The following is a 26256-nucleotide window of genomic DNA, read 5'->3' on the forward strand; positions in this document are numbered from 1 at the left end:
CTCGTACGACGCGATCCATCCGGTTTCGTGAACCGCCACAGACAGGATTACCTCCCGATCGACGGGGTTCTCTATTGCGCCCGGCTCGACGCCGTCCGTGGCTCGGTGACCGAGCCTTATCTGTCGGCGGCCCGCGTGTGGCGTGGGCTCAGATCGGCTTGGGTGCGGTTCGCAGGCCCGAGAAGACCGCGGCGATGAGGCATGAGGCGTCTGCCCTGGGCGGCTCGTCAGTGCGATGACCTCGTCAGGTTACGGGCTTGCGGCGCAGCGGAATCCGAGATTTCCGGTCGAACTGTCGGGGGTGTTGTGGGTGCGGGCGGCGACCCGGTAGCGATTGCAGTAGGACTCGTGGCACAGGTAGGAGCCGCCGCGCATGGCGCGCGCGGGGCTACCCGGCGACCAGCGGTCGGCGCACCATTCCCACACGTTCCCCGCGACGTTGTAGAGCCCGAAACCGTTGGGCGGGAAGGCATCTACGGGCGCCGTGCCACGGTAGCCGTCCTCGGCGGTGTTGTGGGTGGGGAAGCGGCCCTGCCAGATGTTGCAGCGATGCTCGCCGCCGGGGGTCAGTTCGTCGCCCCACGGATAGCGGGCCTGGTCCAGGCCGCCACGTGCCGCGTACTCCCATTCGGCCTCGGTCGGCAGCCGCGTACCGGCCCAGCGGCAGAACGCTTTCGCGTCGTTCCAGGTGACGTGCACGACCGGGTGATCGGTCCGCCCGGCGAGATCGCTGCCGGGCCCTTCGGGCTGTCGCCACGAGGCGCCGGAAACGCCGCACCACCAGGGCACCTCGGGTAGTCGCGGGGAGATCTTCCGGAGCGAACCGGGCAGGAATCCGCCGAAGACATACGACCAGCCGAACTGCTCGGCCTCGGTGCGATAGCCGCTGGCCTCGATGAACTCGGCGAATCGCGCATTGCTGACGCAGTGCGCGTCGATGGCGAACGGCTCGATCGTCACCTCGCGGACCGGTCCCTCGCCGTCCTCGGCGAACCCTGACGCGTCGTCGGTCCCCATGCGGAAGGTCCCGCCCGGCAGAGCGATCATCCGGGGCGACGACGCGCCCGCGCTCGGAACCGGTTCGCCGGTGGGTTCGGCCGGGCCGGTTACCGATACGGCGTCGCGGGAGGGGCCACAGCAGGCCGACATCACGAAGTTCCCTGCGTTTCGAACGAGCTGAGCGTGACGTCGTAGTCGGCGCCGCCTACGTCGAACATCGAGGTCATCCAGTGGTAGAAGTTGTCTCCGCGCTCGCGGAGCTGCCCGTACAGTTCGGTGATCATCGCACGGCGGACCTCAGCAAGGTGCGGGTCGTCGATCAGGTTCACCAGCTCGTGCGGATCCTCGCGCAGGTCGTAGAGCTCATTGATCGACTCCGGGTTCACGACGATCTTGTGCGTCCTGGTGCGCAGCATCCGTTGCGGATAAGGGAAGTGGTGGCCGTGGAACTCCGCGACCATGTCGTTGCGCCACCGCGGATGTGCACCGGAGACCAGCGGCGCGAGGCTGCGGCCGTCGGCGGCGCGGTCGGTGGGTAGGCCCGCGATGTCCAGGATGGTCGCGGTGAAATCCATCAGCGTGACGAATTCGTCGCGGACCTGATTCGCGGGTTCGCCCGGAATCCGCACCAGAGCCGGGATTCGGTAGATCTCGTCGTACATCGCGGGGCCCTTGTCGTGCAGGCGATGGGCGCCGGTGAACTCGCCGTGGTCGGCGGTCATCATGACGGCGGTGCGGTCGCCGAGGCCGAGGCGTTCGACCGCGTCGAGAATGCGGCCGATCTCCTGGTCGATGAGAGTGGTGTAACCCCAGTAGGCCGCGATGAGCTTGCGGCTGGTGGCCTCGTCCATCGTGTCGAAGGCCCAGTGCGCGCTGTAGTTGCGTTGTACCGGAGGCTTGCCGGCGAAGGTCTCGTGCACGGACGGCGGCAGCTCGATGTCGTCCGGGTCGTAGAGGTCGAAGAACTCGTCCGGAAGGATGTAGGGCAGATGCGGTCCGAAGAAGTGCGTCGCGAGAAAGAACCGGCGGCCACGCGGATCGGCGGCGAACTGCTCGAGCAGCTCGATGGTCCGGGTCGCCAGATAGTGCTCGAAGGTGGCCTCGACGGGCTGGTGCAGCCGCGCGGCCAGCAGATTGCCCTGGCCACCGTTGGGCGCGACGCCCCGGATGTGGTCGCTGATCCGGTACGGCGGCAGGCCGTGCTCGTCCAGATAGGCCAGGTAGTCGGGATGATCGACCGGGTTGTGCCAGCCGGGCAACGTCGGCCCCTCGAAGCCGTAACTGGACGCGGTGCGGCGTACGCCGCCGTGCCATTTGCCGATCAGGCCCAGTCGCCAGTCCGCGTCGCGCAGTGCCTCGGCGAAGGTGAACTGATCGTCGGCGAGATCCTCCAGATAGCCGACGTTGCGTTCGTAGTTGGCCAGCAGTTTGTGCCGGAACGGCGCGGCGCCGGTCAGCAGGCTGGCCCGTGCCGGGGTGCAGATCGCCGTCGGGGTGAACGCGTGCGTGAAGCGTGTCCCGGTGTCGGCCAGCCGATCCAGTACCGGCGTGCGCACGGTCGGATTGCCGTAGCAGCCGAGGCTGGAGATCGAGTGCTGGTCGGTCATCAGGAAGATGATGTTGTCGGTCACGTCGTTCATCCTGTCGTTCGTGCCTGGTCGTCCGCGCCGGCGGTGGTCTCGGCGGCGCTGCGGGCGTGCACGAGCGCGCCGCGCGCGCCCGCGGTGCGGTCGTCGTCGGCCAGCCGCACCGTCAGTTTCGCCGTGCACCAACTCGGCGCGACGTCGCGCACCACGTGGTCCAGCCGGTCGAGGAATCCGGTGAGCTGCGCGACCCGGCCGCCGACGACCACGGTGGATACGTCCAGAACGGCGAGAACACCGGCCAGCGCCTGAGCGGCCGCATCGGCCGCTCGGGCCAGCGCCACCGTCGCGTCGGGGTCGCCCGCCCGGAGCCGATCGGTCAACGTCGCGAGATCCGCACTGTGCGTCGCGGCGAGCAGTGCCGGCAACGAGGCCACCAGTTCGACGCAGCCGCGCCCGCCGCACGCGCAGCGTGGCCCGTTCGGGTCGACGCAGACATGGCCCAGTTCGCCCGCTGTTCCCCAGCTGCCGGAAACCAGCGAACCGTCCACGACGACGCCACCGCCGACGCCCTCGTCGATTCGCAGGTAGGCCACGTTTCGCGCCCCGGCGGTGGCGGTCTCGCCGAGCGTTGTGTAGCGGGTGTTGTTCTCCACGCGGACCGGAACGCCGAAGTGGCCGACCAGGTATGCGGCCACGTCGGCCCGGTCGCGGGTGAAACGGGCGAGCGCGAGGTCCTGCGAGCGGTGGCCCTCGCCCGTGAACTTCGGGCCGGGTGTTCCGGCCGCGACACCACGAACGGTGGTGAGGTCGAGGCCGCGTTCGGCCGCGATGTCGGCCAACAGGGCGACGGCGGCCTCGACGCGGGTGCGGACGTCGGTGCTTGCGGCGATATCGCGGTCCGCCCGCGCGATCACGGTGTCCGCGCCGTCGGCGAGGGCGACCGCGATGTGCGCGCGCCCGATCTCGATGCCGATAAGCTCGGCCCGGGACGCATCGATGCTGACCAGCATGGACGGCCGCCCTCGGGCGCCGCTGGCGTCGTGCGCGGTTTCCCGGATGCGGCCCTCGGCGGCCAGCGCTCCCAGTGCCACGGACACCGTGGCCCGGGACAGTCCTGTCTCGGTGACGAGGCGTTGGCGGGTCATCGGCCCTCCTCGGCGCAGGGCCGCGATGATCGCGGACCGCGAGGCCTCCGAACCCGCGCGCCGGGCATCACCACTGGTCTCTCCCAGGATCTCGCGGCCTCCTCGCACCGGTGTCATATCTGGCAGATTATGTCGATGTTTCGACAGAAACAACATACTGCCTGGCGAGGGGTTGTATATTTGTGTCGAACTGCTTGACGTTAATCGGTATACGGGTCGTAGTGCGCTGACGCCGGACTTGTGACCGCTGGAAGGCCAGCGACGAAGCGAGCAATCGCCGAACATGCAGAAGGCTCAGCGGAGCGCGAACGCACCCGGCTACGGCGACAGCGCGGTGCCAGTGCCGTGGCGGCGCTTGCGGCGGTGCTCGTCGGCTACGACATGGGGCAGGCACAGTTCCGGCAACCAGTTGATGATCGCCACCGGCATCCTGATCTCGGCGATCATCAACTACTTCTTCGCGCGCGACATCTCCTGGCGCTGGTCGCTCGGCCTCGCCGCGATTCCGGCCGCCCTGATCGCGCTGGCCCTGCTCCGGCAGGCCGAGACGCCCCGCTGGTTGACGCTGAAGGGCCGGGTCGACGAGGCTCGCCGAAGCCTCGAATCGCTGCACCTACCCGACTCGGCGGGAACACGCTAGCCGACCATGGCTGTCGCGGTGATCGTTGGCCCGGTCTCGTGACGACAGACCGGGCCAACGCCGTGCATCGCCTAGACGGCGGCCATCGTCTGGTCGACGATCTCGGCGACGGATGCGTTCTTCTTGACGGATTCGATGCCGTTCTTGCACGCGGCCTTCGACTCGTACGCTTCGCCGACCGCGACGATCTCGCCGTTGGCGGCCTTGAGCCGGAACCTGAACTTGCCGGACTTGTCTTTGTACATCTCGAATTTCGCAGCCATCACGGTTACCTCAGCTCTCGTTGACCTCGATAACACCTGACCAGCCGAGGATAGGCTTCACCGAAGCCCTCCGAGCACAGAATCCGTCATCTAGTTATCCGTCAGCAATCCCTGGTGTCATTGTTCGCAGCCGGGCGATCGCAGTGCACCCCGGCGGTCGGACGCGTCAGGTGTGGAGCCTCGATAGTGGACGCCGTTCGGAGCGTCCGGCGATCGCGTCGGCGACCTGGTCGCTGGTCCGCAGGTTCGGCCGCCGCCAGAAGCCGTTCGTCACGCCCGTCGCGATGACCAGCCAGGTGCCCGGCGAGCGAGATCTATGCCGCTTCGGCCGTCCCGGTGATGTTGCGCGTCATGCCGCCGAACACGATCGCGTGGAACGGGGAGATCGCCTTCCAGTAGAGATGACCGGCCAGCCCGTGCGGCTCGAACAGTGCGCACTGCCGGTAGACGGCGCCACCGTTGTCCTGGTCCACGCGCAATTCCAGCCAGGCGCGGCCGGGCAGGCGCATCTCCGCGCGCAGCAACAGCACTCGCGGGCGTTCGATGCGCTCGACCCGCCACCAATCCAGCGCCTCGCCGGCGCGCAGCCGATGCGGATCGCGTCGGCCGCGGCGAAGGCCCACTCCGCCGGTCAGCCGGTCGATCCAGCCTCGCAGCGACCATGCCAGCGGAAACGAGTACCAGCCGTGATCGCCGCCGATGGCTTCGATCACCGCCCAGAGCCTGGCGGGATCCGCGGAGCTGCGTCGCTCGCGCTGGTCGGTGTAGAGGGAACCGCCCGACCATTCCGGGTCGGTGCGCAGCGGCGCGGACGGCTCGGTGCCGAACTGGTCGGCATCGGACCAACGGGTCGGCACATCCAGATTCCGGATCTTCGCCAACGCCAGTTCCACCGCGCGCCGGTAGCCGGTCAAGCCGTTCGGCGGATCCGGAATGTGTTGAGCTATCGCGTGATCGGCGCAGACCACGTCGTTGACGAGGGACTCCATCAACGGCACCGCGATAGCCTTCGGCACCGGCGTGACCAGGTTGACCCACTGCGCCGACAACCACGGAGTCAGCACCGGGACCGGGATGATCACCCGAGGCGGCAACTCGGCCACGGCCGCGTAGGCGTGCATCATTCGCGTGTAGCTGAGCACATCGGGCCCGCCGATATCGAACGTGCCGAAGACGTCGCCGGGCAGTTCCGCCGCCCGGGCCAGGTAGTACAGCACATCGCGCACCGCGATCGGCTGGATGCGGTTGCGCACCCATCGCGGGGTCACCATCACCGGCAGGCGCTCGGTGAGATAGCGCAGCATTTCGAAACTGGCCGAACCCGATCCGATGATCACCGCGGCCTGGAGTGCGATCGCGGGAACCGTTCCGGCGAGCAGGATCCGGCCGACCTCGGCGCGGGAGGCCAGGTGCCGCGACAACCGCTGACCGCGCGCGGTGATGCCGCCGAGATAGACGATCCGGCGGACACCGGCCCGCGCCGCTTCGGTGGCCACCACCTCGGCGGCACGACGGTCGACCTCGTCGAAGTCGGTGCGGGTCAGCGAGTGCACGAGGTAATAGAGCACGTCGGCGTCGGTCAGGGCGGCGGCCACGTCCCGGGCGCGCGTCACATCGCCGCATACCACCTCGACGTCGTCGCGCCACGGCGCCTCGGCCAGTTTTCCCGTATTGCGTGCCATGACCCGGATCCGATGACCCGCGCCCAGCAGCTCCGGCACCAGCCTGCCGCCGATATAACCCGTCGCCCCGAAAACCACACAGCGCATACGTGTTTCCTCGCGTCCGGATTGTCTTCCGCAGCGGTGCGATGTCGATACATCACCAGTCACTCGTCCCGACCATCCTGCCATGGAGATTGCTGCGTGTTTGCGAAGATCGTCGCCAGGCCCGGTCGCCACGCCGGGCCCTGATGTTGTGACCGAGCAGCTCCTGAGCGGAGAGTTTCCGGTGCTGTCAGGTCAGAGCAGACCGAGCAATTCCAGGTCGGTGACGTACTCGACGATCACCGGCGGGGAGATGTGCGGGATGTCTTTTTCCGGCCCGATCTTGTTCTTCTTGACGGCCGCCCGAAAGTGATCGACGGGCGCGGGGGACCCGTTCACCGGATGTTCGGGCTTGCGGTAGTTGTGCAGCAGCGGCAGCAACGACGCGTGGCGCTGCCTGTCGGGCAGGCCGCGCAGTGTCGTCTCGAACCGCGTCAGCCAGGCCCTGTATTCGGGCACCCGGGCGATCGGGTAGCCGGCGTCGATCAGCCAGTCGACGTAGGTGTCCATGCTGATGCCGTCGTCGTAGGGGTTCATCACGTGGTAGGTCTCGAATCCTCCGACCATCTGGGCGCCGAGGGTGGCGATGGCATCGGCGATGAATTCCACGGGCAGCCCGTCGAAGTGCGCCCGCTGCCGGTCGCCGTTGGCGTCCAGCTCGTAGAACGAGTACGGCGCGATCCCGGTCGCCACCAGCGAGAACATCATCCGGGTGAACATGTCCGGCACGTTGAGCTGCCCGGCGTAGGTGGTGTCGGCCATGATCATGTCGCAGCGGAACACCGACACCGGCAGACCGCACAGGTCGTGCGCCTCGCGCAGCAGGACCTCCCCGGCCCACTTGCTGTTGCCATACCCGTTGGCGTAGTCGTCGCTGATCCTGCGGGTCGGGCTCATCTGCCGGATGTCGGCATCCTCGATGAATCTGCCCGGTTCGATGCCGTCGCCGACACCGATCGTCGAGATGTAGACGTACGGCTTGATCCGGGTCGTCACGGCGATTCGGATCAGCTCCGCGGTACCGACGACGTTCGGCCCGAACAGCTGGCTGTAGGGCAGCACGTGGTTGACCAGCGCGGCGGGGTCGACGATCAGGTCGACGGTGTCGGCCAGCCGTTGCCAGGCGGCATCGTCGAGTCCGAGGTTCGCCTCGCCCTTGTCACCGGCGAGCACTTCGAGGTGATCGGTCGCCAGCGACCGGTAGTGCTCGAGCAGTTTCGGATCGCCACTGTCGAATGTCGCGTCCAGACGCTCCCGGGCAGCGGTGTCGTTCTTCGCGCGCACCAGGCAGACGACCTTGCCGCCGACCGCGTCCATCCGTTCGAGCCACTGCAGCGCCAGATAGCGCCCGAGAAAACCGGTCGCCCCGGTCAGCAGCACGGTGCGTATTTCGCGTTCGGTCTCGGGCAGTGACGGTGCGGCCGCGAGCGTGGCTTCGTCGAGGAACTTGTCCAGCGTCAGATCGCGGGCATGCACCTCGGTCGCATCGCGCCCGTGCACCGCGTCGTAGGTCGCCCGCTCGGTCCCACCGGCACGCTGCGCGTCGATGTAGTCCGCGATGGCAGCGAGGTCGCCTGCCGGGCTGACGATCACGCCGACGGGCACGTCGACGCCGAAGATCTCGTGAAGCAGATTGCCGAAGGTCAACGCCGACAACGAATCTCCGCCGAGATCGGCGAACGCCGCGTCGGGAGCCACGTCGACCGCGGCCGCGCCGAGCAGCGCCCCGGCGGCCCGGATCACCGTTTCCACCGTCGGCCGGTGCGCACCGTCCATGCGCAGCGACCGCAGCACCTCGGCCTGGCTGTCGGCCAGATCGCTGTAGAGCTGCTCGAGCGCGGGGCCGTAGTGCTCCTTGAGCTTGGGACGGGCCAGTTTTCCGATACCGGTCAGCAGACCGTTTTCCAGGGTGAACGGTGACGTCTCCACGAGGAAGTCACGGGGAATCTGGTAGGACTGCAACCCCGCTTCCCGCGCGACACTCTGCAACGCATCGCTGAGCAGCGGTTTGACCGCGGTCACGTCGCCGCCGACAGCGGAGAGCGCGTCGGCGGTCGGGACGATCACCGCGAGCAGGAACGACCGGGCGCTGTTGCCGTACACGAAGATCTGACGCACCAGCGGGTGGCCGCCATACGCCGCCTCCAACGTGGAGACGGTGACGAACTCGCCCTGCGAGAGCTTGAGTACGTTGTTGCGGCGGTCCACGTAGACCAGCTGATCCTCGCCGAGCTCGGCCATCACGTCGCCGGTGTGATACCAGCCTTGGGTATCGAACAGCTCGGCGGTCACCTCGGGCCGCTTGTAGTAGCCGGGGATCAGATTCGGGGATTTGATCAGCAATTCGCCGCGTGGGTGGGGCCGATCGGTGGCGAAATAGCCGAGTTCGGGAACGTCGAGAAGTTTGTAGTCGAGCACCGGCGGGCGCTGGATCCGGCCGTCGATGAGGATCATGCCGTCCTCGGTCGAGCCGTAACCCTCGACCAAGTGGAGATCGAGAAACTCTTCCACCCAGGATCGCAACTCGGGTGATATGGGCGCGGACCCCGTCATCGCCGAGAACTGGCGTCCGCCGATGAGTTTCTCGCGCTGCTCGGCCATGACCTGCTGTTCGACGGCCTCCCGGTTTCCGTGGGCCGCGCGATGGTCGACTTCGCTCTGCACGTGCTGGAACAACATCTCCCAGACCCGGGGCACGAGATCCAGCTTGGTCGGGCGGACCAGCGCGAGATCCTCGAGCAGAGTCGACAGGTCGCTGCGGGCGACGAAGTACGCCGTTCCGCCCGCACCGAGCGTGGCATAGAGGCTCACCCGGCCCATCACGTGGCTGATCGGCATGAAATTCAGCGTGATCGTCGGCAGCCTGCGATCCAGGTCGGAGCCTTGTTCGAACCAGCCCCGCCAGCAGTTGGCCATCAGGCGGTCCGTGTACATCGCGCCCTTCGGGGTCCCGGTCGAGCCGGATGTGTAGATCAGCAAACGCAGGGCGTCACCATCGCTGCTCGGAGTCTGTGATCCCTGGGCGTTCTCGGCAGCCTGTTCGATGAGGTCATCGAGCGCCTCGACGGTCACGTGCCGGTCCGCCAGGCGTGCGACGGCCGATTCCAACGCCTCGCGGTGGTCGTCGACCCGAGGGCGGTAGTCGAAGACCACCAGACGCTGCGGTGTGTGCGCGGTGAGCGCGAGTTCGACCGCGTCCGGGAGGAGATCGACGCTGGACAGCATCGCGACCGGTTCCGTCTCGACGAGGATGGGGTGCAACTGCTGGACCGGGGCGCTGGTCTGCAGCGGAACAGCGACGGCTCCGGCCAGCGACAGCGCCATGTCGACGATCGCGTAATCCACGCTGGTGAACCCGAGAGTCGCCACGCGATCGCCGGGCCGGACAGGATTGCCGGCCAGGGCCTCGGCGAGGGCCCGTACGCGAGACCAGGTCTCGCGGTAGGTCAGGGTCTCGAAACGAGGCTGCAATTCGGCGGCGGTGCGTCCGTCCGCTCCGGTCACGAATTCGACCGCGCGCTGACCGAGAGCGGGCCGGTCGCGGTAGCCGTTCAGCACGGTGCGGATCATGTCGACGAGCGGGACGCCGGGGTCGTCCAGTGCGGCGGTGATCGCCGGATCGGGCTGCGCGGAACCGAGTTGCGCGTCGCTCGAGATCAACTTCTCGAATCGATCTTGTCGCCGCGCTTCACGAGCAATGGCAGAAGCTGACATAACGAGATCTCCTTCAACGAACAAGAGTTGAATTCGTGAGAATTTGTCGGTCGTCCCGGACGCCGGCCGCCACAGGCGTGCCGTCGAGCGCGCAATTTCCCGGTCGACCGGGTATCACCCGCTCGGCATCCGCTACGACCGCAAAGACACCCACTGCCCAGGCTTCCTCGCTGTGGCACTGACCGGATACGAGAAACCGGCGAAATCAACGACACGACAGGCCGACCGAACTAAGGATGCAACCAGCTGACGAGGTCCGATATTCCGGGGTTCTCGCTGCGAGTGCCCGGCCGAATTGTTGTAGGCGCAACCGGAAAACTCATCTGGGTTCACATCTGCCGACTGGGCACTCGACCAATTATCCGTCCATGGCAAATATCTTCGAATGCGACACGTTATCAGCCCCGGAGTAATTCGCCCCGCCGGAACGTTCGAAAATGAACAATGTCGATCACACCGCAACGGAAGGACTCGTCATGACACGTTCACCCGCCGAGCTCATGCGAGGCAATCTGCTGGACGTCTTCAACGAGCCCGACGCGAACCGCCGGGCCGTGGTCATCGCCACGAATTACGCCGACGACGTCGTGTGGCACGAACCGGATCGAATCATCCACGGACGCAAGGAATTCGAGCGCCGCGCCGCGCAGGTGCGCGCCGAGAACCCGGACTGGGTCTTCCGGCCCGTGGGCCGGGCGTCGGAGCTCGACGACGTCGGCCACCTCGGATTCCAGTACGGCCCGCCCGACCGGCCTCCGGTCGTTCGCGGCATGGACATCGCTCGCACCAGGGACGGCGTCATCATCGAGCTCTACACCATCATCACCGACATCGGTCGACCCTCCGAAAGGTCATGATGCAGGTGTGCGTTTCGTGCAGTATTGCACCACGTGCGGTAAATGGCGGCCCGCTCGCATATCTACTGTTCTCCGTCCCCGGGGAAAGCCAGCGGGGTGCCGGTCCAGTCCTTCCCGACAGGGATCGAATCACGCCGTGTGAGTCCGGTGGTCCGAGCCGCGTCGTCGATGTCGACCGGGTCGACGTAGCCGGCCTGACCGGCTTTCGGAGTCAGTAGCCAGATCCGGCCGTCGTCGGCCAGAGATCCGGTAGCGAAGAGCACGGCGGTGGTGAGATCGCCGTTGCCCGTCTGGTGCCACAGCAGGATGATGTCGGGCACGCCGCGGAATTCCTCATCGAGAAGTTTGCCGCCGATGATCGACTCGATCCCGTCGCGGAGTTCCTGCCCGCTGTCATCGCGGTATCCGAGCTCTTGCACGACATGGCCCGGCTCGATCCCGAGCTCGGCCGCCGGATTGGTTCGCTGCTGCGCCATCGTGGTCCCCTTCCCTGTCCAACGAGCCCGATTCGGTCACTTAGACAACTTCTAGCAAACCATAGGTGTGGGTGCCCGTTGCCGGATTCGTCATCACCGGTCGCCGTTGTCCGGTCGCCCTCGGGTGGATCACCGTATTTCGGCCTCGTGGGGGCTTATCGTGGTGATCATGCCGGAGCGAATTCCGATCGAGCTGCCGCTCATCGAACCGCTCGACGACGAGATGGTCATTCTGTCGTTCGTCGACAACGCGGGTATCACGCGAGTGAAAACCGTTCCTGCGCAACGTCTTACGCACGCCGCCCGGTATGGAGTCGGCGCATCGCCGTGCTTCGAGACGTACGCCTTCGACGACGTTCCCGAGGTCGGTCGTTATCTCGGCGGCCCGGACGGCGATCTGCGCCTGATTCCCGATCTGTCGCGTCTGACCAGCCTGGCCTGCCAACCGGGCTGGGCGTGGGCGCCGGCCGATAAATTCACCCAGGACGGCACCCGGTTTCCCGCCTGTCAGCGCGCCTTCGCCGCACGCCAGGCCGAGCAGGCCCGGCAGTCGGGGCTGCGTCTTTCCATGGCCTTCGAGACCGAATGGGCGCTGGGCCGCGACGCGGACGAATTCATTCCGGTGATGCACGGCCCCGGTTACGGCATCATCCGGCTCGGCGACGTCGCCGACTATGCCCGCGATCTGGTGAGCGCACTGCACCGGCAGGGTGTGGCGGTCGAGCAGTTCCATCCCGAATACGCGTTGTCGCAGCTGGAACTGTCGGTGGCCCCCGCGGATCCGGTGGCCGCCGCCGATGACGCGGTCCTGGTCCGGCATACGATTCGGCAGGTCGCGCGCCGTTTCGGCCACCGTGCGCAGCTGGCGCCGGTCATCGAGGCCGGTGGTTGCGGTTCGGGTGCGCACCTGCATTTCTCGATGCACGACGAGCGGGGCTCGCTGCTGGCCGGTGGCGACGGTCCGTACGGGATGCAGGCCGTCGGCGAGGCGTTCCTGGCCGGTGTGCTGCGTGAGATCCCGGCACTGGTGGCGGTGGGCGCGGGCAATCCGGTGAGTTTCCTGCGCCTGCAGCCGTCCCGGTGGGCGGGGGCGTGGCAGTGCTGGGGGCGCGAAACCCGTGAGACAGCACTGCGTTTCGTCACCGGCGTGCGCGGCACCGAATCGTGGGCGGCCAATGCCGAACTCAAATGCCTCGACGCCACCGGCAATCCGTATCTGGTGGTCGGATCGGTCGTCGCCGCCGGGCTCGCCGGTGTGCGCGACGGATTGACACTGCCCGGCGAAACCACGGGAGACCCCGCGTTATCCGGGCCGAAATCCGGGATTCCCCGCTTACCCGCCACTGCGGCCGAGGCAGCGGAACGCCTGTCCGAATCGACCGTCCTCGCCGCGGCCATGGGCCCGGAACTCCACGACGCCCTGCTCACCGTCCGCCGAGCCGAAGCCACGCGCTACGCCGACGCCACCGCCGCCGACCTGATAGATGCCACCCGGTGGCGGTTCTAGTGCCTGCTCAGCTCACCGACGGCGTACCCCTGATCGACCATCACTGCCACGGCGTGGTGGCTCACGACCTGGATCGTGCGGGCTTCGAGGCCCACCTCGGCGAGGGGCCACGCGGCACATTCGAATCGCCGATCGGCCTCGCTGTGCGCCGCTGGTGCGCACCGGTCCTGGACCTGCCCGCCCACGCCCGCCCCGACGAATACCTCACGCGCCGTGCCGACCTCGGCTGGCGCGAGGCGGCCACGCGACTTCTGCGCGCTGCCGGGGTTTCGCAGTGGTTTATCGACACCGGATTCGGTTCGAGCACAGCCGATTTCGAGGAGGTAGCCGAGGGGGAGATTCATGAGATCGTTCGACTGGAACAGGTCGCCGAGCGCACCGTCACCGAACTCGGCGCCTCCACGACGCCCGAGGAAATCGAGTCGGCGTTGCGGGATCGGATCCGAAACGCGGTGGGCCTGAAGACGATCGCCGCCTACCGCTGCGGTCTCGACTTCCCGATCGCTCCCGCCGCGCCCCCGGCTCTGCCTCGGGCGCGTTGGACCGATCCCGCCGCCCTGGGCTGGCTGGTCGACCTCGGCGCCCGCCTCGGCGCCGAATTCGGCCTGCCCCTGCAGTTCCACACCGGCCTCGGCGACCGTGATCTGAACCTTCGACAGGCAAACCCGTTGCTGCTCAACGATTTCCTACACCACACCGCCGACACCGGACTGACTGTCACCCTGCTGCACTGCTGGCCCTACCACCGCCACGCCGGCTATCTGGCACACGTCTTCGATCATGTCCGCCTCGACACGGGTCTGGCAATTCCCCTGACGGGAAACAGATCCCACGCGGTACTCGCCGAAACCCTCGAACTGGCCCCTTTCCGTTCCCTGCTCTACTCCTCCGACGGCTACGCCCTCCCCGAACTCCACTACCTCGGCGCCATCCTGTGGCGTCGCGCCCTCGCCCGCCTGATCGACGAATGGATCGCCGACGACGCGATCACCCCGGCCGACGCCGAAACCCTGATCCGAAACCTCGCCCACGACAACGCGATACGAACCTACCCACGCGCCCGCCGCCAGAGTCGGGACTGTGCCCAACAGGGGCACAGTCTCAGCAGCGATCGTGGCTGATGTACCGCGGTAGTCGGCCGGTACGTCGAATCCGGTGGCACCCGTAGGGATCATGCCCGATTTCCTCGCCGCCGGGGTGAGATCGGTATTCAGTCGAGGTGGAACAAAACCGGCCGGTGATCCCGCTCCCGATCGTCCAGGGTCAAGGGTGGACGACCATGACGGGGCATGATGCGTGCTGGACAAGTGTGTTGGCGGTCGAGCCGAACAGCATGCCGGTGAATCCGCCGCGGCCACGGCTGCCCACGACCACCAGTTGTGCCGACTCCGACCATTTCAGCAGGTGCTCGCCGGGCGCGAAGGCATACGAGTTGCGGGCGACTCGCACCTCGGGGAATTTCTCCTGCCATCCCGCGATTCGCTCGGCGACGATCGCGTTCTCGGCCTCGCCGGGATTTCCGTCGGCGAGCCGTAGCGTGTCGTAGCCGGCGTAGTGGCCGAAATTCTGGTCGTTGAACACGTGCACGGCGACCAGTTCGACATCGCGTCGTGCTGCTTCGGCGAATGCCGCCGCGATCGCCGCATCGCTGGTCGGGCCACCGTCGATGCCGACCACGACCGGTCCGGACGAGTGAACGGTGCCACCGGCTTTCGGGTCGGCACGGACCACGACGACCGGCCCGTGCGCGTGCGCGACGACCGAGAGCAACGTCGAACCCAGGTGTGCGAGCGTTCCCGCCGATCCCGTTGCGCCGATGACGACGGCGAATGCGCCGGTGCTGTGGTCGATGAGCAGAGCCGCCGCGTTGTCCGTGACGACCTCGGTGCTCACCGGTACCTCGGGCGCGATCGCATGGGCCACCCGTTCGGCGCGCATGATCGCCTGTTCGCCGTGGGCGCGGGCGGCGTCGACCACCGAGATGCTTCCCACCGAGTAGGCGCCGCCCGGCCAGGTCGTGCCGGTGAGGTTCATTCCGTGCACGATGCACAGCTCACGCCGGTGAGCGTCGGCGAATCGCGCCGCCCATCGCAGGGCCATGTCGGATCCCGGTGACCCGTCGACGCCGACGATCACTCTGGCCGAGGCCAGAATGTGCGCGTCGTCCTCGCTCCGTACCGGCCTCGTGCGCTTGCCGAATATGCCCGCCATCGTGCCCTCCAGAGTTCTTCCGGCGAGGTGCCCGCGTCACAATCGTGCGAGCTCCGGGCCGGTTTCGGCACGGCCGAAGGTCACCGCACGCGCGGCCTTCGGACCACGAGCCGTTCACGCCCGCCCCTCGCACCGAACGGTCCGTCCGAAATATTCAGTGCACCAACGAGTTACCGACTCCGTGCCGCGCCGGCGTGCCGTTGTGGATCCGTCGCGGATTTCTACCTCGCGCGCGGTGAGTCGATCGGCACATCGACCGAGGTGGGCCGCGTCCACCCGGAACCGGGGAGGGGGACTTGTGTACCTGGGTGTGAAGACTCGATGCCCTATGGACACGGGCACGCGAACGGTGAAATCAAGCAGGTAGGAACCCGATATCCCACATGCCGAGGAGTGATCATGAACCTGCTTCCTGCCCACCGCCCCGCCTCGATTCTGCCCGATCTCACCGACTGGTGGAATGCGTTCACTCCGGGGTTGGCGCCGATGCTGAGTAGTCACATGCTGCGGGTGGAGGAGTCCGCCGATGAGGGTCACTATGTGGTCCGTGCCGAGATTCCCGGCGTCGACCCGGCCAAGGACGTGGAGGTCTCCGTGCACGGCGGGCTGCTCACCATCAAGGCCGAGCGCAGCGAGAGCCGTGCGGAGGGCGGGCATTCGGAGTTCAGCTACGGCTCGTTCGAGCGCACCGTCTCGCTGCCGGAAGGCGCACAGGACGAGGGCATCGAAGCGACCTATGCCAAGGGGATCCTGACCGTGAGCGTGCCGGTGAGCGAACCGAAACAGAAGGTCACCAAGGTCCAGGTCAAGTCCGGCGAATAGCCGACGTGCCGTGGTCGTGCGGTGTCGGGGTGCGGGGCGAGTCGATACCGAAGGAGGAACTCGTGAACGGCGTCAATGGGGGTGGTAGGCGGCAGTTGATCGTCGTCGCGGTCGGAGCGTCGGGTGTGGTTGCCGTGGCCATGGCATGGCTGGTGTTGCTGCCGAGGGTCTTCCGGCGAAACCGGGATGCGCTCCTGCGCTACCGCCCGGTGAAGAAGGTACTGACCGTGTGCGACGACCTGGCCTGCAAGGTCGCGGGTACGGAACGTTCGTCGTGGGGGATCCTGACCCATGTGGGCCGCCGCAGCGGGCGCGTCTACCGCACGCCGCTCGGTGCGCATCCGTTCGGCGACGGCTTCCTACTGCCCTTGGGCTATGGCCCGAATACGGATTGGTATCGAAACCTGGTCGCCGCCGGAACCTGCGAGCTCACCTGGAAGGGAGCCACCTACCCGCTGGAGCAGCCCGAGGTGGTTTCCGGGCCCGAGATCATGCGGTCGTGGCCCATGCGGGACCGACTCTTGTTGCGAATGGCCGGAATGCGCTGCTTCGTGTGGATGCACGCACCCGTGGAACAAGTCGCGAAGCCACCACTGATCGACTCCCCGGCCGAACGCGCGGCGCCGTGACCACGAACACCACTCACCGACGCTCCAGTTCGAGTCGCAGGAAGTGTGCCGCGCAGGAGATGCATGGGTCGTAGTTGCGGATGGTGCGTTCGCACAGGGCGGTGAGCGGGGCGTCGTCGAGTTCGAGGTGGGCATCGACCGCTCGGCGCAGGTCGTCCTCGATGGCAGCCTGGTTCTGTGAGGTTGGTGGCACGATGCTTGCCGCTCGGATGACGCCGTGGGTGTCGGTCTGGTACCGGTGGTACAGCAGTCCGCGCGGAGCCTCGCTCACCCCGTGTCCCGTACCGGCGCGTGGTTCTACGGGAACGGCTGCGCGGTAGGGGGTTTCGTAGTCCTCGATGAGCCGTAGGGCTTCTTCGAGGGCGTAGGCGAGTTCGACGGTGCGGACCAGGATGCTGCGGAAGGGGTTGCGGCAGTCGGGCCCGAGGCCGATCTCCGCGGCCACATGGCGGGTCAGCAGGGACAGTTGTGTGGAGTTGAGGGTGTAACGGGCCAGAGGCCCGGTGAGGTAGCGGCGGCCGTCGAGTGCGGCGTGCAGGGCTGTGGAGTGTGGTGCCTGGTGTTCGGTGATGTGGTCGGGGAATTGCTGTGCGGTGAAGGTGGTTCCGGTGCTGGTGTGCAGGTCGCCGGATTCGATGGCGTAGTGGTTGGGGTGGGTGGCGGCGAGTAGGTCGTGGGGTAGTTCGAGGTCGGGGAAGTCCAGGTGGGCGGTTCGGCGGGCGGTGGCGATGGCTGCGTGTAGTGCTCGGCGGAGTTGTTCGGTGATCGGTTGTACGTCGGCGGGGGTGGGCACGGAGTAGAAGCCGCCGACGCGGACGTTGATGGGATGGATGGGTCGGCCGCCGATGAGTTCGAGTAGGGCGTTGCCTGTCTTTTTGATCATCAGCCCTTGTTCGACGAGGTCGCGGTGGTCCGCGGCCATGGTGATCGCGTCGGGGTAGCCGAGGAAGTCGGGCAGATGGAGTAGGAAGATGTGCAGGCTGTGGCTGGAGATCCATTCGCCGCAGTACAGGAGTCGGCGTAGGCGCTCGAGTGGTGGGTCGAGTTCGATTCCGCACAACTGCTCGAGTGCGTTGCAGGCGCTGGTTTGGTAGGCGACCGGGCAGATTCCGCAGATGCGCGCGGTGATGTCGGGTGGTTCGGTGTAGGCGCGGCCTCGCAGGAGGGCCTCGAAGAATCGGGGAGGTTCGTAGATGTTCAGTTCCGCGCGTTCCACCGTGCCGTCGGAGACGACGATACGCAACGCTCCCTCGCCCTCCACGCGGGTCAGCGACCCGACGTGAATGTGCCTACTGTGCTGCGTCATCGGCTTCGCGCTGGTCGATGTCTCCAGGAGTCATCGTCGGGCTCGATTCATCGAGGAAGTCGTCGTCGGCGTCACCGGGGACGGGGAAAGTGACGCCGACCGGAACGAGTCTGCCGTGTGAGCCGACCCGGATGCGAGGGGCGAAGGTCACCGCTCGAGGGGTACCGCGGCGGTGATCGGCGGGGACCGTTTTCGAGCGATGTCCCGGCGCCTTGCCGAGGTTCAGTGTGAGTCCGGTTGCTCCGCACGGAGTTTCGCCGCCAGAACGGCGGCCTGGGTGCGGCGTTCCATCCCGAGTTTGGCCAGCAGACGCGAGACGTAGTTCTTGATCGTCTTCTCGGCCAGGAACATGCGCTGTGCGATCTGCCGGTTGGTCAATCCCTCGCCGAGCAGGTCGAGCAGTGCGCGTTCCTGCTCGGTGAGATCCGCCAGCGGGCCGTCGGGCTGGGCGCTGCGGCGCAGCCGATCCATCAGCGCGGCTGTGGCCCGGCTGTCCAGCAGGGAGCGGCCCGCCCCGACGGTCTTCACGGCGGCGGCGAGTTCCATGCCTTTGACGTCCTTGACGATGTAACCGCTGGCTCCGGCCAGGATCGCGTCGAGCATCGCCTGTTCGTCGGTGAACGAGGTCAGGATCAGGCACCTCAGGTCCTCGACCGTGGACAACAGCTCCCGGCACAGCTCGATGCCGTTGCCGTCGGGTAGCCGCACATCGAGCACGGCGACATCCGGGCGCAGCGCGGGAATCCGCGCCAGCGCGTGCGTCACGTCGCCCGCCTGGCCGACGACGGTGAGTTCGGGATCTTCCTGGAGTAGATCGATCAGTCCCCGTCGCACGATTTCGTGATCGTCGACCAAGAACACCGTGGTCATCGTGACCTCCAATCCGTCAGTGCCGGATCTCGAATATCTCGTCGAGGGGCCGGCGCGGAGTCGGCGGCGGTTGTTCGCCGTCGGGAGCGGTGCCGATGCGGACGATCACCTGTGGCGACGCCTGGTGCGGCAGCATCGCGGCCACCGTCTGCCGCCCGGCGGGCAGTTCGGTGATATGGGTCAGCGGGCAGGTGGCGAGCCCGGCCGCGGTGCATTCGAGCAGTACCGCGGACAGGGCCTCACCGGTGCGCAACCACTGTGTGATCGAATCCTCGTACGAGCTCAGCACCACGAGGGCGGATCGGTCACGGACCTCGGCGCGACGTTCGGAATGCGACGGCCGCGGGAACGATCGGCCCACATCGACGCGGGCGAACTCCGCGTCGGATGCCAGCGCTGTCGGCGGGACTCCCTCGGAGGTGCCGGAATGTCCTGACCACCAACGTATTTCCTGTTGGTAGAACATGTCGTACCGGCGTGCTGCCGCGGCCCGCTCGGATACCGCCGCGAGCTGAGGCCGAATCTCGTCCGGGAGGACATCGAGGGTGAGGTCGTGTGGCGTGACCAGTCCGCGCAGCGCGTGAACGAGGTCGGTCCACGCGGTCGGCGGGAGCATGGGCAGCCGATCGCTGTGACGGCACTCGATGGCGGCGGCGCGGCGCGCGATTCCGGGCGGAGGGTCGGACCACGGACGGAAATCGATCTCGGCGAGGTGATCCATTCGGCTCGTATCGGGCAACCGGATGGTGTCGGTGTGCCAGCCCAGCGTCGCGAACACGGTGCGCGCGTGATGCAGTGCGGCGCCGCAGCCGATGAACTGTTGACGGCCCCGTGGGTCGGCGGCGAGCAGGCGACGATCCGGATCCGAGTACAGGTGCAGCAGGAAACCGTCGAAGATCCAGTGCCACGGCTGGGAGTTGTGCAGTGACGGAGCGCGAGCGGCCCGGCGTACCGCGGTCTCGATCGTGCGGATATCGGGCGCAGTGGTGATGGGATCGCTTGCTGTCATGTAGCAAGCCTGCGCGGCTGCGACCACGACATATACGGCCTTTCGGGCCAGGTGAAGGGCCGATGGTCCTCTCTCGGCCGTGGGTTCACCGAACCTGCCGGGAGCACAGCACATCCAGCGCGTCGACGAGCAGGTGCCGGAGCTCCCGGGCGATCTCCGACAGCGCGGTCCCGTCGAGGATCTGTGGAAGTGCGGTGGGATCACCGGCTTCGACCAGGGTGCCGGTGCTGTCCGCGCGGACGACCACGAATGCCGACGACAGCCACGCGGCCTGCGGATCCGCGGCGATCGCCCGGGCCATGAGCAGCGGGTGGCATGCGCTGAAAACCAGGTAGTCATCGATGTGCGCGCCGAGCCGGTTGCGCACGAGCGCCTGCAGATCGGTTTCACCGACAATCTCGAAACCGTGCCGTTCCAGCGCCTTCCTGATGTACTCGGCCGTCTCGTCGAACGGCCTGTCCACGTGCGCGGTGAGAACGGGGACCGGTGTCACCGGAATGCGGATCTCGGTGAACAGCCGTCGCGGGTCGCTCATCTCGTCGGGAGCGATCAGATACACCTCGGTCGGCGGACCGGCGGACCGGTAGCCCGATTCGCGGATCCACTCGTGCAGCGCCCGGTACGCCGTGTCGAGGCTGTCGTATCCGCCGCGGTGGCAGGTGCGCGCCACCAGGCTGCCCGGCTGTGCGATCACCTCGGCCCCGGACCGTATCCCCAGTTTCGTGCCGAGATCCACCGGTACCGCGAAATCGATCCGGATGTTCCCGTCCGGTTCCGCGTCTTCCCGGTAGGTGATCGTGGGGGCCCCGCAGGCGATCAAACCTGCTCTTTCGGTGGCCGTGGTCAATTCGCGCATACCGGCGTCGACATCCGTGCCCAGGCGGTCCGGGCGCAGTTGCCACGGGAGACGCAACATCGTCTGCGGCACCGTCTCGTACACGTCGACGCGGTATTCCATGGCAGCCTCCTCGCATAGGTCGGCTCACCGGTGCCGATGGGCCGCACAGCCGCGGAGTCCTTCCGCCTGTCGCAGTCAACGCGCAATCTCGCCGACGGGACAGGGCTTTTCGTCCGCTGTGGTGCGTCCTAAGTCCATCGTGCGAATGCCCTCAGCGCAGCGGCGCGGTCCATCGAAGGCGGGTGCCGGGACCGGCGGGACCGGGATGCGCGGCCGGGCCGACGTCGAAGGAGCCGCCGCACTCCCTCGCCCGGCTCGCCAGATTGGCCAGGCCGCTCGAAGTCCGGCCGGGCGGTATGCCGCGGCCGTCGTCCTGCACGATGATGCTGATCTCGTCGCTCACGTGAATTTCGACGGTGAGATGCTCGGCGCCGGAATGATGCACGGCGTTGCTGATCGCCTCACGGACCACCGCCTCGACATGGTCGGCGAGTTCGCTGCCCAGGATTGACAGGGAGCCGGTGACGTTCACCGAGGTCGCGATCGGCGAATCCGCGGTGTGCCGGCGGATCACCTCGTCGATACGCCGTCGCAGGTGACCGACCACGGGATCGTCGCTGTGCAGGTCGAAGATGGTCGTACGGATTTCCTGGACCACCTCCTGCAACTCCGCGACGGCCGCGCTGATCCGTTGCCGCACTTCGGGTTTGTTGCTGCGTGGCACGGTGCCCTGCAGCAGCAGCCCTACGGCGAAGAGTCGCTGGATGACCTGATCGTGCAGGTCACGGGCGATGCGATCACGGTCGGCGAGCACGGTCAATTCCTGTATTCGCTCCCGGGTGGCGGCCATTTGCATCGCTACCGCCGCCTGACCGGCGAACGCCGTGGCCAAGTCGAGAATCTCCTCGTTGTAGGGCGCTGCTCCCGCCGCCCTGGTGGTGATCAGCACCCCGAGCGCGGTTTCGCGGGCATGCAGGGGAAGCAGCAGCGCGGGCCCGTCGCCGAGCAGGACTCCGCCCGGTCCCGTCGTCAGCCGCTGTGCGGTTCGGGTGCGGAAGGCCGTGCCGATTTCGGTGTGGGTGATCGGTAGCCGCGGTGAGACCGATGCGGGGGGTGCGACGCACGCGATCTCGAGGCCGGCGACCTGGTCGACCGGTATGTCCGTGTCGGGGCTGATGAGCAGTACCGCCCGGTCCGAGGAGGTGAGTTGCCGGGCGTGCTCGACGAGGTGGCCGAACACCTCCCGAGAGTCGGCGTTGCCGAGGAATTCGGCGGTCAGGTCGCGGGTGGCGGAGATCCAGGTGTGCCGGCTGCGGGCCGATTCGTACAGGTGGGCATTGTCGATGGCGACACCGGCCGCGCCTGCCAGCGCCTTCACCACCACCTCGTCGTCGTCGGTGAAAGCCTGCTCGGCGATCTTCTCGGTGAGGTACAGATTGCCGAACACTTTGTCACGGATGCGGATGGGCACCCCGAGGAAGCTGTGCATGGGCGGGTGGTCGGGCGGGAATCCGACCGACGCGGGATGGGCGGAAATACGTTCCAGCCGAATCGGTTTCGGCTCATCGATCAGCAGGCCCAGCACGCCCCGCCCCTGCGGAAGATCGCCGATGAGGGCGCGTTGGTCGTCGTCGATGCCCTGATGGATGAACTGGATCAGCTCGTGACCCTGCCCACGCACACCGAGCGCTCCGTAGCGGGCGCCGACCAGGCTGGTCGCGGTGTGCACGATGGTGCGCAGAGTTTCGTCCAGATCGAGTCCGGAGGTGACCGTCAGCATGGCCTCGACCAGGCCGTCTATCCGTTCCCGGGCATCGCTTATCTGCTCGATGCGGTCTTTGACCTCGTCGAGCAGTTCACGCAATCGCAGCTGCGACAGCGTCTCGCGCACCGAGTACGCATCCGACGACTGGGGCGTGTTGTCCCCTTCCGCTGCAGGTAACCCATGGTTTCTGGTGGCGTCGATCACCTCGTGAGAACGCACCACAGTTTAATCACCCGGGTCGGCGGTGGCAGCCTTCATATGAGCAGCGGTCGCGACTGTCCATGCGCGGCGGGCCCGCATCCGGGGTGCGGCTCGATCACCCGAGGACCTGCAGAATTTCACTGAGCGCCAGGCGCGGCGTGCGCGGCACCAGGTCGCTGTCGGGGGCCGCCAAGCCGACGCGGATCAGACTCTGCGGTAGCGCCGTGTCGGCGATGAGATCCCGGATGAGGTCGCGGCTGCGCGAGTATTCGGTCAGATGGGTTAGCACACACGTGGCGTAACCGGCGGCGGTGCACTCGAGCAGGACCGTCGAGAGCACCTCGCCGCCACGCAGCAGATCAGCCCGTCCATCGGAATCGGTCGACAGCACCAGCACGGTCGCCGCATCGGGCGGGGCGTCCCGGCGCGGCCGGTCTGCCGCGAGCGGGAAGCTACGGCCGATGGGCACTCGGGCACGCTCGTCCGCAGTCAGCAACGCCGACTCGGGAATTCCGGTTTCCGGTTCGGAAGTTCCGGTCCACCACATCAGCTCGGACTGATACTCCGCGTCCCGGTACCGCAATGCGGCGGTGAGACCGCTGGCGTGTGCCAACACGGCGCGACCGGTCTCGGGAATCACGTCCAGGATCGCGTCGGCGGGATCGAATGTCGAATGCAATACCGTCTCGAAATCGGCCCATCCGGTGGGCGGCCGCATCGGCAGGCGGTTGGTGTACCGCTGGCGAATTGCCTCGGCCCGGTCGCGATCGGCATCGGTGACCGTCGGTCGCGGGGCGAATCGGACCGTGGCGAGGTGTGTGCGCCGATTCGGGTCCGGACAGTGTGCGACCACTGTGCTCCAACCCGCGGCGGTCGAGGCGGTGCGGAGATGACCGAGTGCGATACCGCAGCTCAAAACCATCTGGCGGCCGGTCGGATCGGTGGTGGGCAGCATCCGCTCGGGCACGGCGTGCAGGTCCAGCTGGGTACCGTCGAATACCCAGCGCCAGGGCTGCGAGTTGTGCAGCGAGGGGGCGAGCCCGGCCGAGCGAACCGCCTTCGTGGCGATGTCGACGGGGAGCGTGGTCATGAACTCACGCTATTGCGGTGCGGGAGCCCCGGGAGGGGTCTTAGGGCCTCGACCGGCAGGGCCGCCGATACCTTCCGAATCCGGGCCGTACCGGTGACCTTCGGCCGTGCTGGGCGGCGTGTGCGCGGACAATGCTGAGACTCGGGGCCTTCGCCGGAGAAACGGGGACACGGGCCATGTGGAACATACATCCGACCGGGACATCTTCCGCGCGGCGCGTACGCCTGGGCCGCATCGTTCGGCCGTGGGACCGGAACCCTCTGCTGCGGCCATCGGATCGACTGCAGGCCGCCGTCCGGATTCTCGCGGCGATCGTCATTCTCGCGGCCGTACCGGTGTCCTGTTCGATCGGCACGGCGTTGTACACGCGGGCGGTCGCGCAGATCCAGGCCGATAACGCCGCGGAAACCGCTGTGACAGCGACACTTTCGGCGAACCCGGAGGACAAGGTCACTCGCGCTCCCGCGCACGGCATCGAAATCACCGTCGATCAGGACTGGCAGGCGCCGGTCGTGTGGACCGATCGCGGGAAGACGGATTCAGCCACGGTCACGGTGCCGTCCACGGCACGCCGCGGCGGCCACGTACAGGTCTGACGCGGTGACCATGCTGGTCGTGGTCGTATCGGTGGTTGTGTTCTCGACGTGGGGCGCCGGTCGCCTGCTGGACTGGCGGCGCGGTGCGCGATGGGAAGCCGAGTGGCGGTCGGTCGATCGCGACGGGACGGTCGCTCCGTGAGAGCCTGCCGGTGGGGCGCCTCGCGAGAGCCGGTGCGTATCAGTCGGATTCGGCGACGAGTCAGCTGGCGCCGTCGAGGCGGATGCCACTGATGATGGACGGCTCGATCTCGACCGCGACGTCCATGAGGCCGTCGGCCCAGGGGCTCAGCAGTTCCTCGTAGCGGGCGATCCGGGCCGGATCGTCGACCGCGCGCGCGAGACCGGTAACCACGACCGACCATCCGGTGTGGCGGATCGGGTCGATGTCATCGGCCTGATAGGCGACAACCACCTGCTGATCCGCGCGGACAGTCTCGGTGAGCCGGGACGTGAGCCGAGTTCGGACGATGATCTTGCCGTCCTCGATCAGGTGATTGACCGCCCGGATCGCGGGCAGGGCATCCCTGGTGAAAACCACTCGCCCGTAGGGCGCGGCGGCGAGCAACTGCATGGCTTCCGAGTCGCTGATCGGCATCGGACGATGTGGGCGGCGATCAGCATCGATCTCGGGAGTAATCACGGCGCACCGTCCCTTTCCCTCGTCGTCCCCGACTTCGTTGTCACACAGCGCCCGTCGCTGATAGCCGGTATCAGCGAGGGGCTGCCACCCGGAGCCAGGTCTCAGCAGTAGTGTTTCCCCGAAACGTTGGCGGGTGAACCTGTCCTCTCGCCTCGTTCGAGGAGACTCCACACGTTCGCCCGGCTACGAATGGTTCGGGGAGCACACGGGCCGGCGGTGAGAATGAATCGCAGCGATGCATCCACACCACCGAACACTGCGGCTGTTTCCCTCGGCGTACTCAGAGTGCGGCGCGCGGCGAGTCCTCGGCAGGTCCGGTAGTCGCTTGTCCGAGGGCAATTGGTCCCCGGCACCGGCAAGTGCCACCGCCGCAATGGATACGGCGAACATTCCACATCGGGTCCGGGTGGCCACGATCGCGGCACCGATCGGCGACCTGTGGCCCTGGTCCGCGGTGAACGCGCCGATCCGTACGTCGGCGACGGGCGAGGCCGTCGCCAGCAGGTGGCGAGGCGGAGGCGACCGGAGTCGCCTCCGCCGTAGTGTCTGGCACCTCTCGTACCCGGGGAGGGTGTGTCGCGGAATGCGTTGTACCGCTTGAGGGTTCCGTGAGCATTTTCGCGCTTCGCGGGTTACTTGGCCTTGGCTGGGGTGGGTGCGGGTTCGTTGATGGTGGTGAAGTACTGCACCGCGGCCATGATCGTCAGGGGTGCGGTCACCAGCAGTTGCCCGGCCACGGTGCCCAGGGCCCCGACGGCCACGACGCCCCCGAGGCAGCCGACAACGGCGGCGGGAACGAATGCACCGAACAGGCCGACGATGGTCGCCGCGGCGACGGTCGCGCCGGCGATACCGCCCAGCACACAACCCACCGCCGCGCCGGTGAGCCCGCCCACCATGGTTCCCACGGTGGCGCCGGTGGTGATCGTGCTGGCCATGCGGGTCCAGGCCGCCTGCTCACGGTCGTAGGAACTCTTCCACGGCGCCTGATCCTCATACGGCAACGCGACCGGCTTGTAAGCGGCGTGTGCCAGATCGAACCGGGGGGTGAGGGTGGCGGTGTGGCCGGTGATCTTCGCGGCGATGGGGAACACGAAATCATCCACCCGGAACGACAAGTCGCTTCCGGCGAGCACGGTCCCGTTGGCCTCTTGATCGTGAACACACCGTTCTCTGCGCTCAGGGATCCGGCATCGGTGGTGATGACCGTTCCCGTGGGCGTGGCGGTCGTGGTGTAGTGGATCGCCGCGGGTGGCGGGGCCG

24 protein-coding genes and 1 pseudogene are annotated in these 26256 nt (G+C 67.2%); 8 read left to right on the forward strand and 17 right to left on the reverse strand.

The window, feature by feature from the left end; all coding sequences use genetic code 11:
• Positions 1-249 precede the first annotated feature (249 nt).
• Genes NM2_RS28745 through NM2_RS28755 form a run of 3 tightly spaced genes read right to left on the reverse strand, consistent with a single transcriptional unit; the run spans position 250 to position 3847 of the window.
• Positions 250-1149, reverse strand: a complete 900-nt coding sequence (locus NM2_RS28745) for a formylglycine-generating enzyme family protein (RefSeq protein ID WP_067674950.1) — start codon at positions 1147-1149, stop codon at positions 250-252.
• A complete protein-coding gene (locus NM2_RS28750) occupies positions 1149-2639 on the reverse strand; it encodes a sulfatase family protein (RefSeq protein ID WP_067674953.1) in 1491 nt (496 codons plus the stop codon). Before NM2_RS28750 ends, NM2_RS28745 begins: the two co-directional genes overlap by 1 nt.
• A complete protein-coding gene (locus tag NM2_RS28755) occupies positions 2636-3847 on the reverse strand; it encodes an ROK family transcriptional regulator (RefSeq protein WP_067674956.1) in 1212 nt (403 codons plus the stop codon). The genes NM2_RS28750 and NM2_RS28755 overlap by 4 nt, the downstream gene beginning before the upstream one ends.
• Before the next feature lie 166 nt (positions 3848-4013).
• Here NM2_RS28755 and NM2_RS47915 point away from each other — a divergent pair, with 166 nt between their 5' ends.
• A complete protein-coding gene (locus NM2_RS47915) occupies positions 4014-4370 on the forward strand; it encodes an MFS transporter (protein WP_084531647.1) in 357 nt (118 codons plus the stop codon).
• A 71-nt stretch (positions 4371-4441) separates the two neighbouring features.
• On the opposite strand, the gene NM2_RS28765 is transcribed toward NM2_RS47915, so the two are convergent.
• The 3 genes from NM2_RS28765 to car all read right to left on the reverse strand — a co-directional run bounded on the left by NM2_RS28765 (position 4442) and on the right by car (position 10113).
• Positions 4442-4633, reverse strand: coding sequence for a YegP family protein (locus tag NM2_RS28765; protein ID WP_067674961.1), 192 nt, complete (start codon positions 4631-4633; stop codon positions 4442-4444).
• 314 nt (positions 4634-4947) lie between these two features.
• Positions 4948-6402: an SDR family oxidoreductase gene (locus NM2_RS28770; protein ID WP_067674963.1), complete on the reverse strand. Its 1455-nt coding sequence runs from the start codon at positions 6400-6402 to the stop codon at positions 4948-4950.
• 192 nt (positions 6403-6594) lie between these two features.
• Positions 6595-10113, reverse strand: coding sequence for a carboxylic acid reductase (gene car / locus NM2_RS28775; protein WP_067674966.1), 3519 nt, complete (start codon positions 10111-10113; stop codon positions 6595-6597).
• 476 nt (positions 10114-10589) lie between these two features.
• On the opposite strand from car, the gene NM2_RS28780 reads away from it, so the two are divergent.
• Positions 10590-10970 carry a nuclear transport factor 2 family protein gene (locus NM2_RS28780; protein WP_067675049.1) on the forward strand — a complete coding sequence of 127 codons (381 nt, stop codon included), beginning with the start codon at positions 10590-10592 and terminating at the stop codon, positions 10968-10970.
• 62 nt (positions 10971-11032) lie between these two features.
• Here NM2_RS28780 and NM2_RS28785 read toward each other — a convergent pair whose 3' ends face one another.
• Positions 11033-11446, reverse strand: coding sequence for a DUF3052 domain-containing protein (locus NM2_RS28785; RefSeq protein WP_067674969.1), 414 nt, complete (start codon positions 11444-11446; stop codon positions 11033-11035).
• Between the two features lie 169 nt (positions 11447-11615).
• Here NM2_RS28785 and NM2_RS28790 point away from each other — a divergent pair, with 169 nt between their 5' ends.
• Positions 11616-12953, forward strand: coding sequence for a type I glutamate--ammonia ligase (locus tag NM2_RS28790; protein ID WP_067675052.1), 1338 nt, complete (start codon positions 11616-11618; stop codon positions 12951-12953).
• Positions 12941-14074, forward strand: coding sequence for an amidohydrolase family protein (locus NM2_RS28795; protein WP_174575691.1), 1134 nt, complete (start codon positions 12941-12943; stop codon positions 14072-14074). The genes NM2_RS28790 and NM2_RS28795 overlap by 13 nt, the downstream gene beginning before the upstream one ends.
• Positions 14075-14216: 142 nt before the next feature.
• Here NM2_RS28795 and NM2_RS28800 read toward each other — a convergent pair whose 3' ends face one another.
• A complete protein-coding gene (locus NM2_RS28800) occupies positions 14217-15164 on the reverse strand; it encodes a universal stress protein (RefSeq protein WP_084531649.1) in 948 nt (315 codons plus the stop codon).
• Between the two features lie 399 nt (positions 15165-15563).
• Here NM2_RS28800 and NM2_RS28805 point away from each other — a divergent pair, with 399 nt between their 5' ends.
• Both NM2_RS28805 and NM2_RS28810 read left to right on the forward strand, forming a co-directional pair.
• Positions 15564-15986: an Hsp20/alpha crystallin family protein gene (locus NM2_RS28805; protein ID WP_067675058.1), complete on the forward strand. Its 423-nt coding sequence runs from the start codon at positions 15564-15566 to the stop codon at positions 15984-15986.
• 62 nt (positions 15987-16048) lie between these two features.
• Positions 16049-16615 carry a nitroreductase family deazaflavin-dependent oxidoreductase gene (locus tag NM2_RS28810; RefSeq protein WP_157121368.1) on the forward strand — a complete coding sequence of 189 codons (567 nt, stop codon included), beginning with the start codon at positions 16049-16051 and terminating at the stop codon, positions 16613-16615.
• Positions 16616-16628: 13 nt separating this feature from the next.
• On the opposite strand, the gene NM2_RS28815 is transcribed toward NM2_RS28810, so the two are convergent.
• From NM2_RS28815 to NM2_RS28840, 7 genes are all read right to left on the reverse strand, one after another.
• Positions 16629-17921 (reverse strand): Ni/Fe hydrogenase subunit alpha, encoded by a 1293-nt coding sequence (locus tag NM2_RS28815; RefSeq protein WP_067674978.1) that lies wholly within the window; start codon positions 17919-17921, stop codon positions 16629-16631.
• Positions 17905-18072: a hypothetical protein gene (locus NM2_RS49410; RefSeq protein ID WP_157121369.1), complete on the reverse strand. Its 168-nt coding sequence runs from the start codon at positions 18070-18072 to the stop codon at positions 17905-17907. The genes NM2_RS28815 and NM2_RS49410 overlap by 17 nt, the downstream gene beginning before the upstream one ends.
• 71 nt (positions 18073-18143) lie before the next feature.
• Complete coding sequence (locus tag NM2_RS28820; RefSeq protein ID WP_067674981.1) at positions 18144-18791, reverse strand: response regulator; 648 nt, start codon at positions 18789-18791, stop codon at positions 18144-18146.
• 16 nt (positions 18792-18807) lie between these two features.
• A complete protein-coding gene (locus NM2_RS28825) occupies positions 18808-19800 on the reverse strand; it encodes an Acg family FMN-binding oxidoreductase (protein ID WP_067674984.1) in 993 nt (330 codons plus the stop codon).
• Between the two features lie 85 nt (positions 19801-19885).
• Complete coding sequence (locus tag NM2_RS28830) at positions 19886-20758, reverse strand: DUF302 domain-containing protein (protein ID WP_067674987.1); 873 nt, start codon at positions 20756-20758, stop codon at positions 19886-19888.
• Between the two features lie 151 nt (positions 20759-20909).
• Entirely contained in the window at positions 20910-22682 is a 1773-nt protein-coding gene (locus NM2_RS28835) for a GAF domain-containing sensor histidine kinase (protein ID WP_369690342.1), read from the reverse strand.
• A gap of 97 nt (positions 22683-22779) precedes the next feature.
• Complete coding sequence (locus NM2_RS28840) at positions 22780-23754, reverse strand: Acg family FMN-binding oxidoreductase (protein ID WP_067674993.1); 975 nt, start codon at positions 23752-23754, stop codon at positions 22780-22782.
• 176 nt (positions 23755-23930) lie between these two features.
• Here NM2_RS28840 and NM2_RS28845 point away from each other — a divergent pair, with 176 nt between their 5' ends.
• The gene (locus NM2_RS28845) at positions 23931-24350 is read left to right on the forward strand and encodes a hypothetical protein (protein ID WP_067674996.1); all 420 of its coding nucleotides are present in this window, start codon (positions 23931-23933) and stop codon (positions 24348-24350) included.
• 4 nt (positions 24351-24354) lie between these two features.
• Positions 24355-24492: a hypothetical protein gene (locus tag NM2_RS49415; protein ID WP_157121370.1), complete on the forward strand. Its 138-nt coding sequence runs from the start codon at positions 24355-24357 to the stop codon at positions 24490-24492.
• Positions 24493-24552: 60 nt separating this feature from the next.
• Here NM2_RS49415 and NM2_RS28850 read toward each other — a convergent pair whose 3' ends face one another.
• Positions 24553-24948, reverse strand: coding sequence for a pyridoxamine 5'-phosphate oxidase family protein (locus NM2_RS28850; RefSeq protein ID WP_067674999.1), 396 nt, complete (start codon positions 24946-24948; stop codon positions 24553-24555).
• Between the two features lie 677 nt (positions 24949-25625).
• Positions 25626-26256 (reverse strand): annotated as a pseudogene (locus NM2_RS28855) (DUF8020 domain-containing protein); the annotation flags it as partial.

It is taken from the genome of Nocardia miyunensis NBRC 108239 (assembly GCF_001613065.1).
Taxonomy (GTDB): domain Bacteria; phylum Actinomycetota; class Actinomycetes; order Mycobacteriales; family Mycobacteriaceae; genus Nocardia; species Nocardia miyunensis.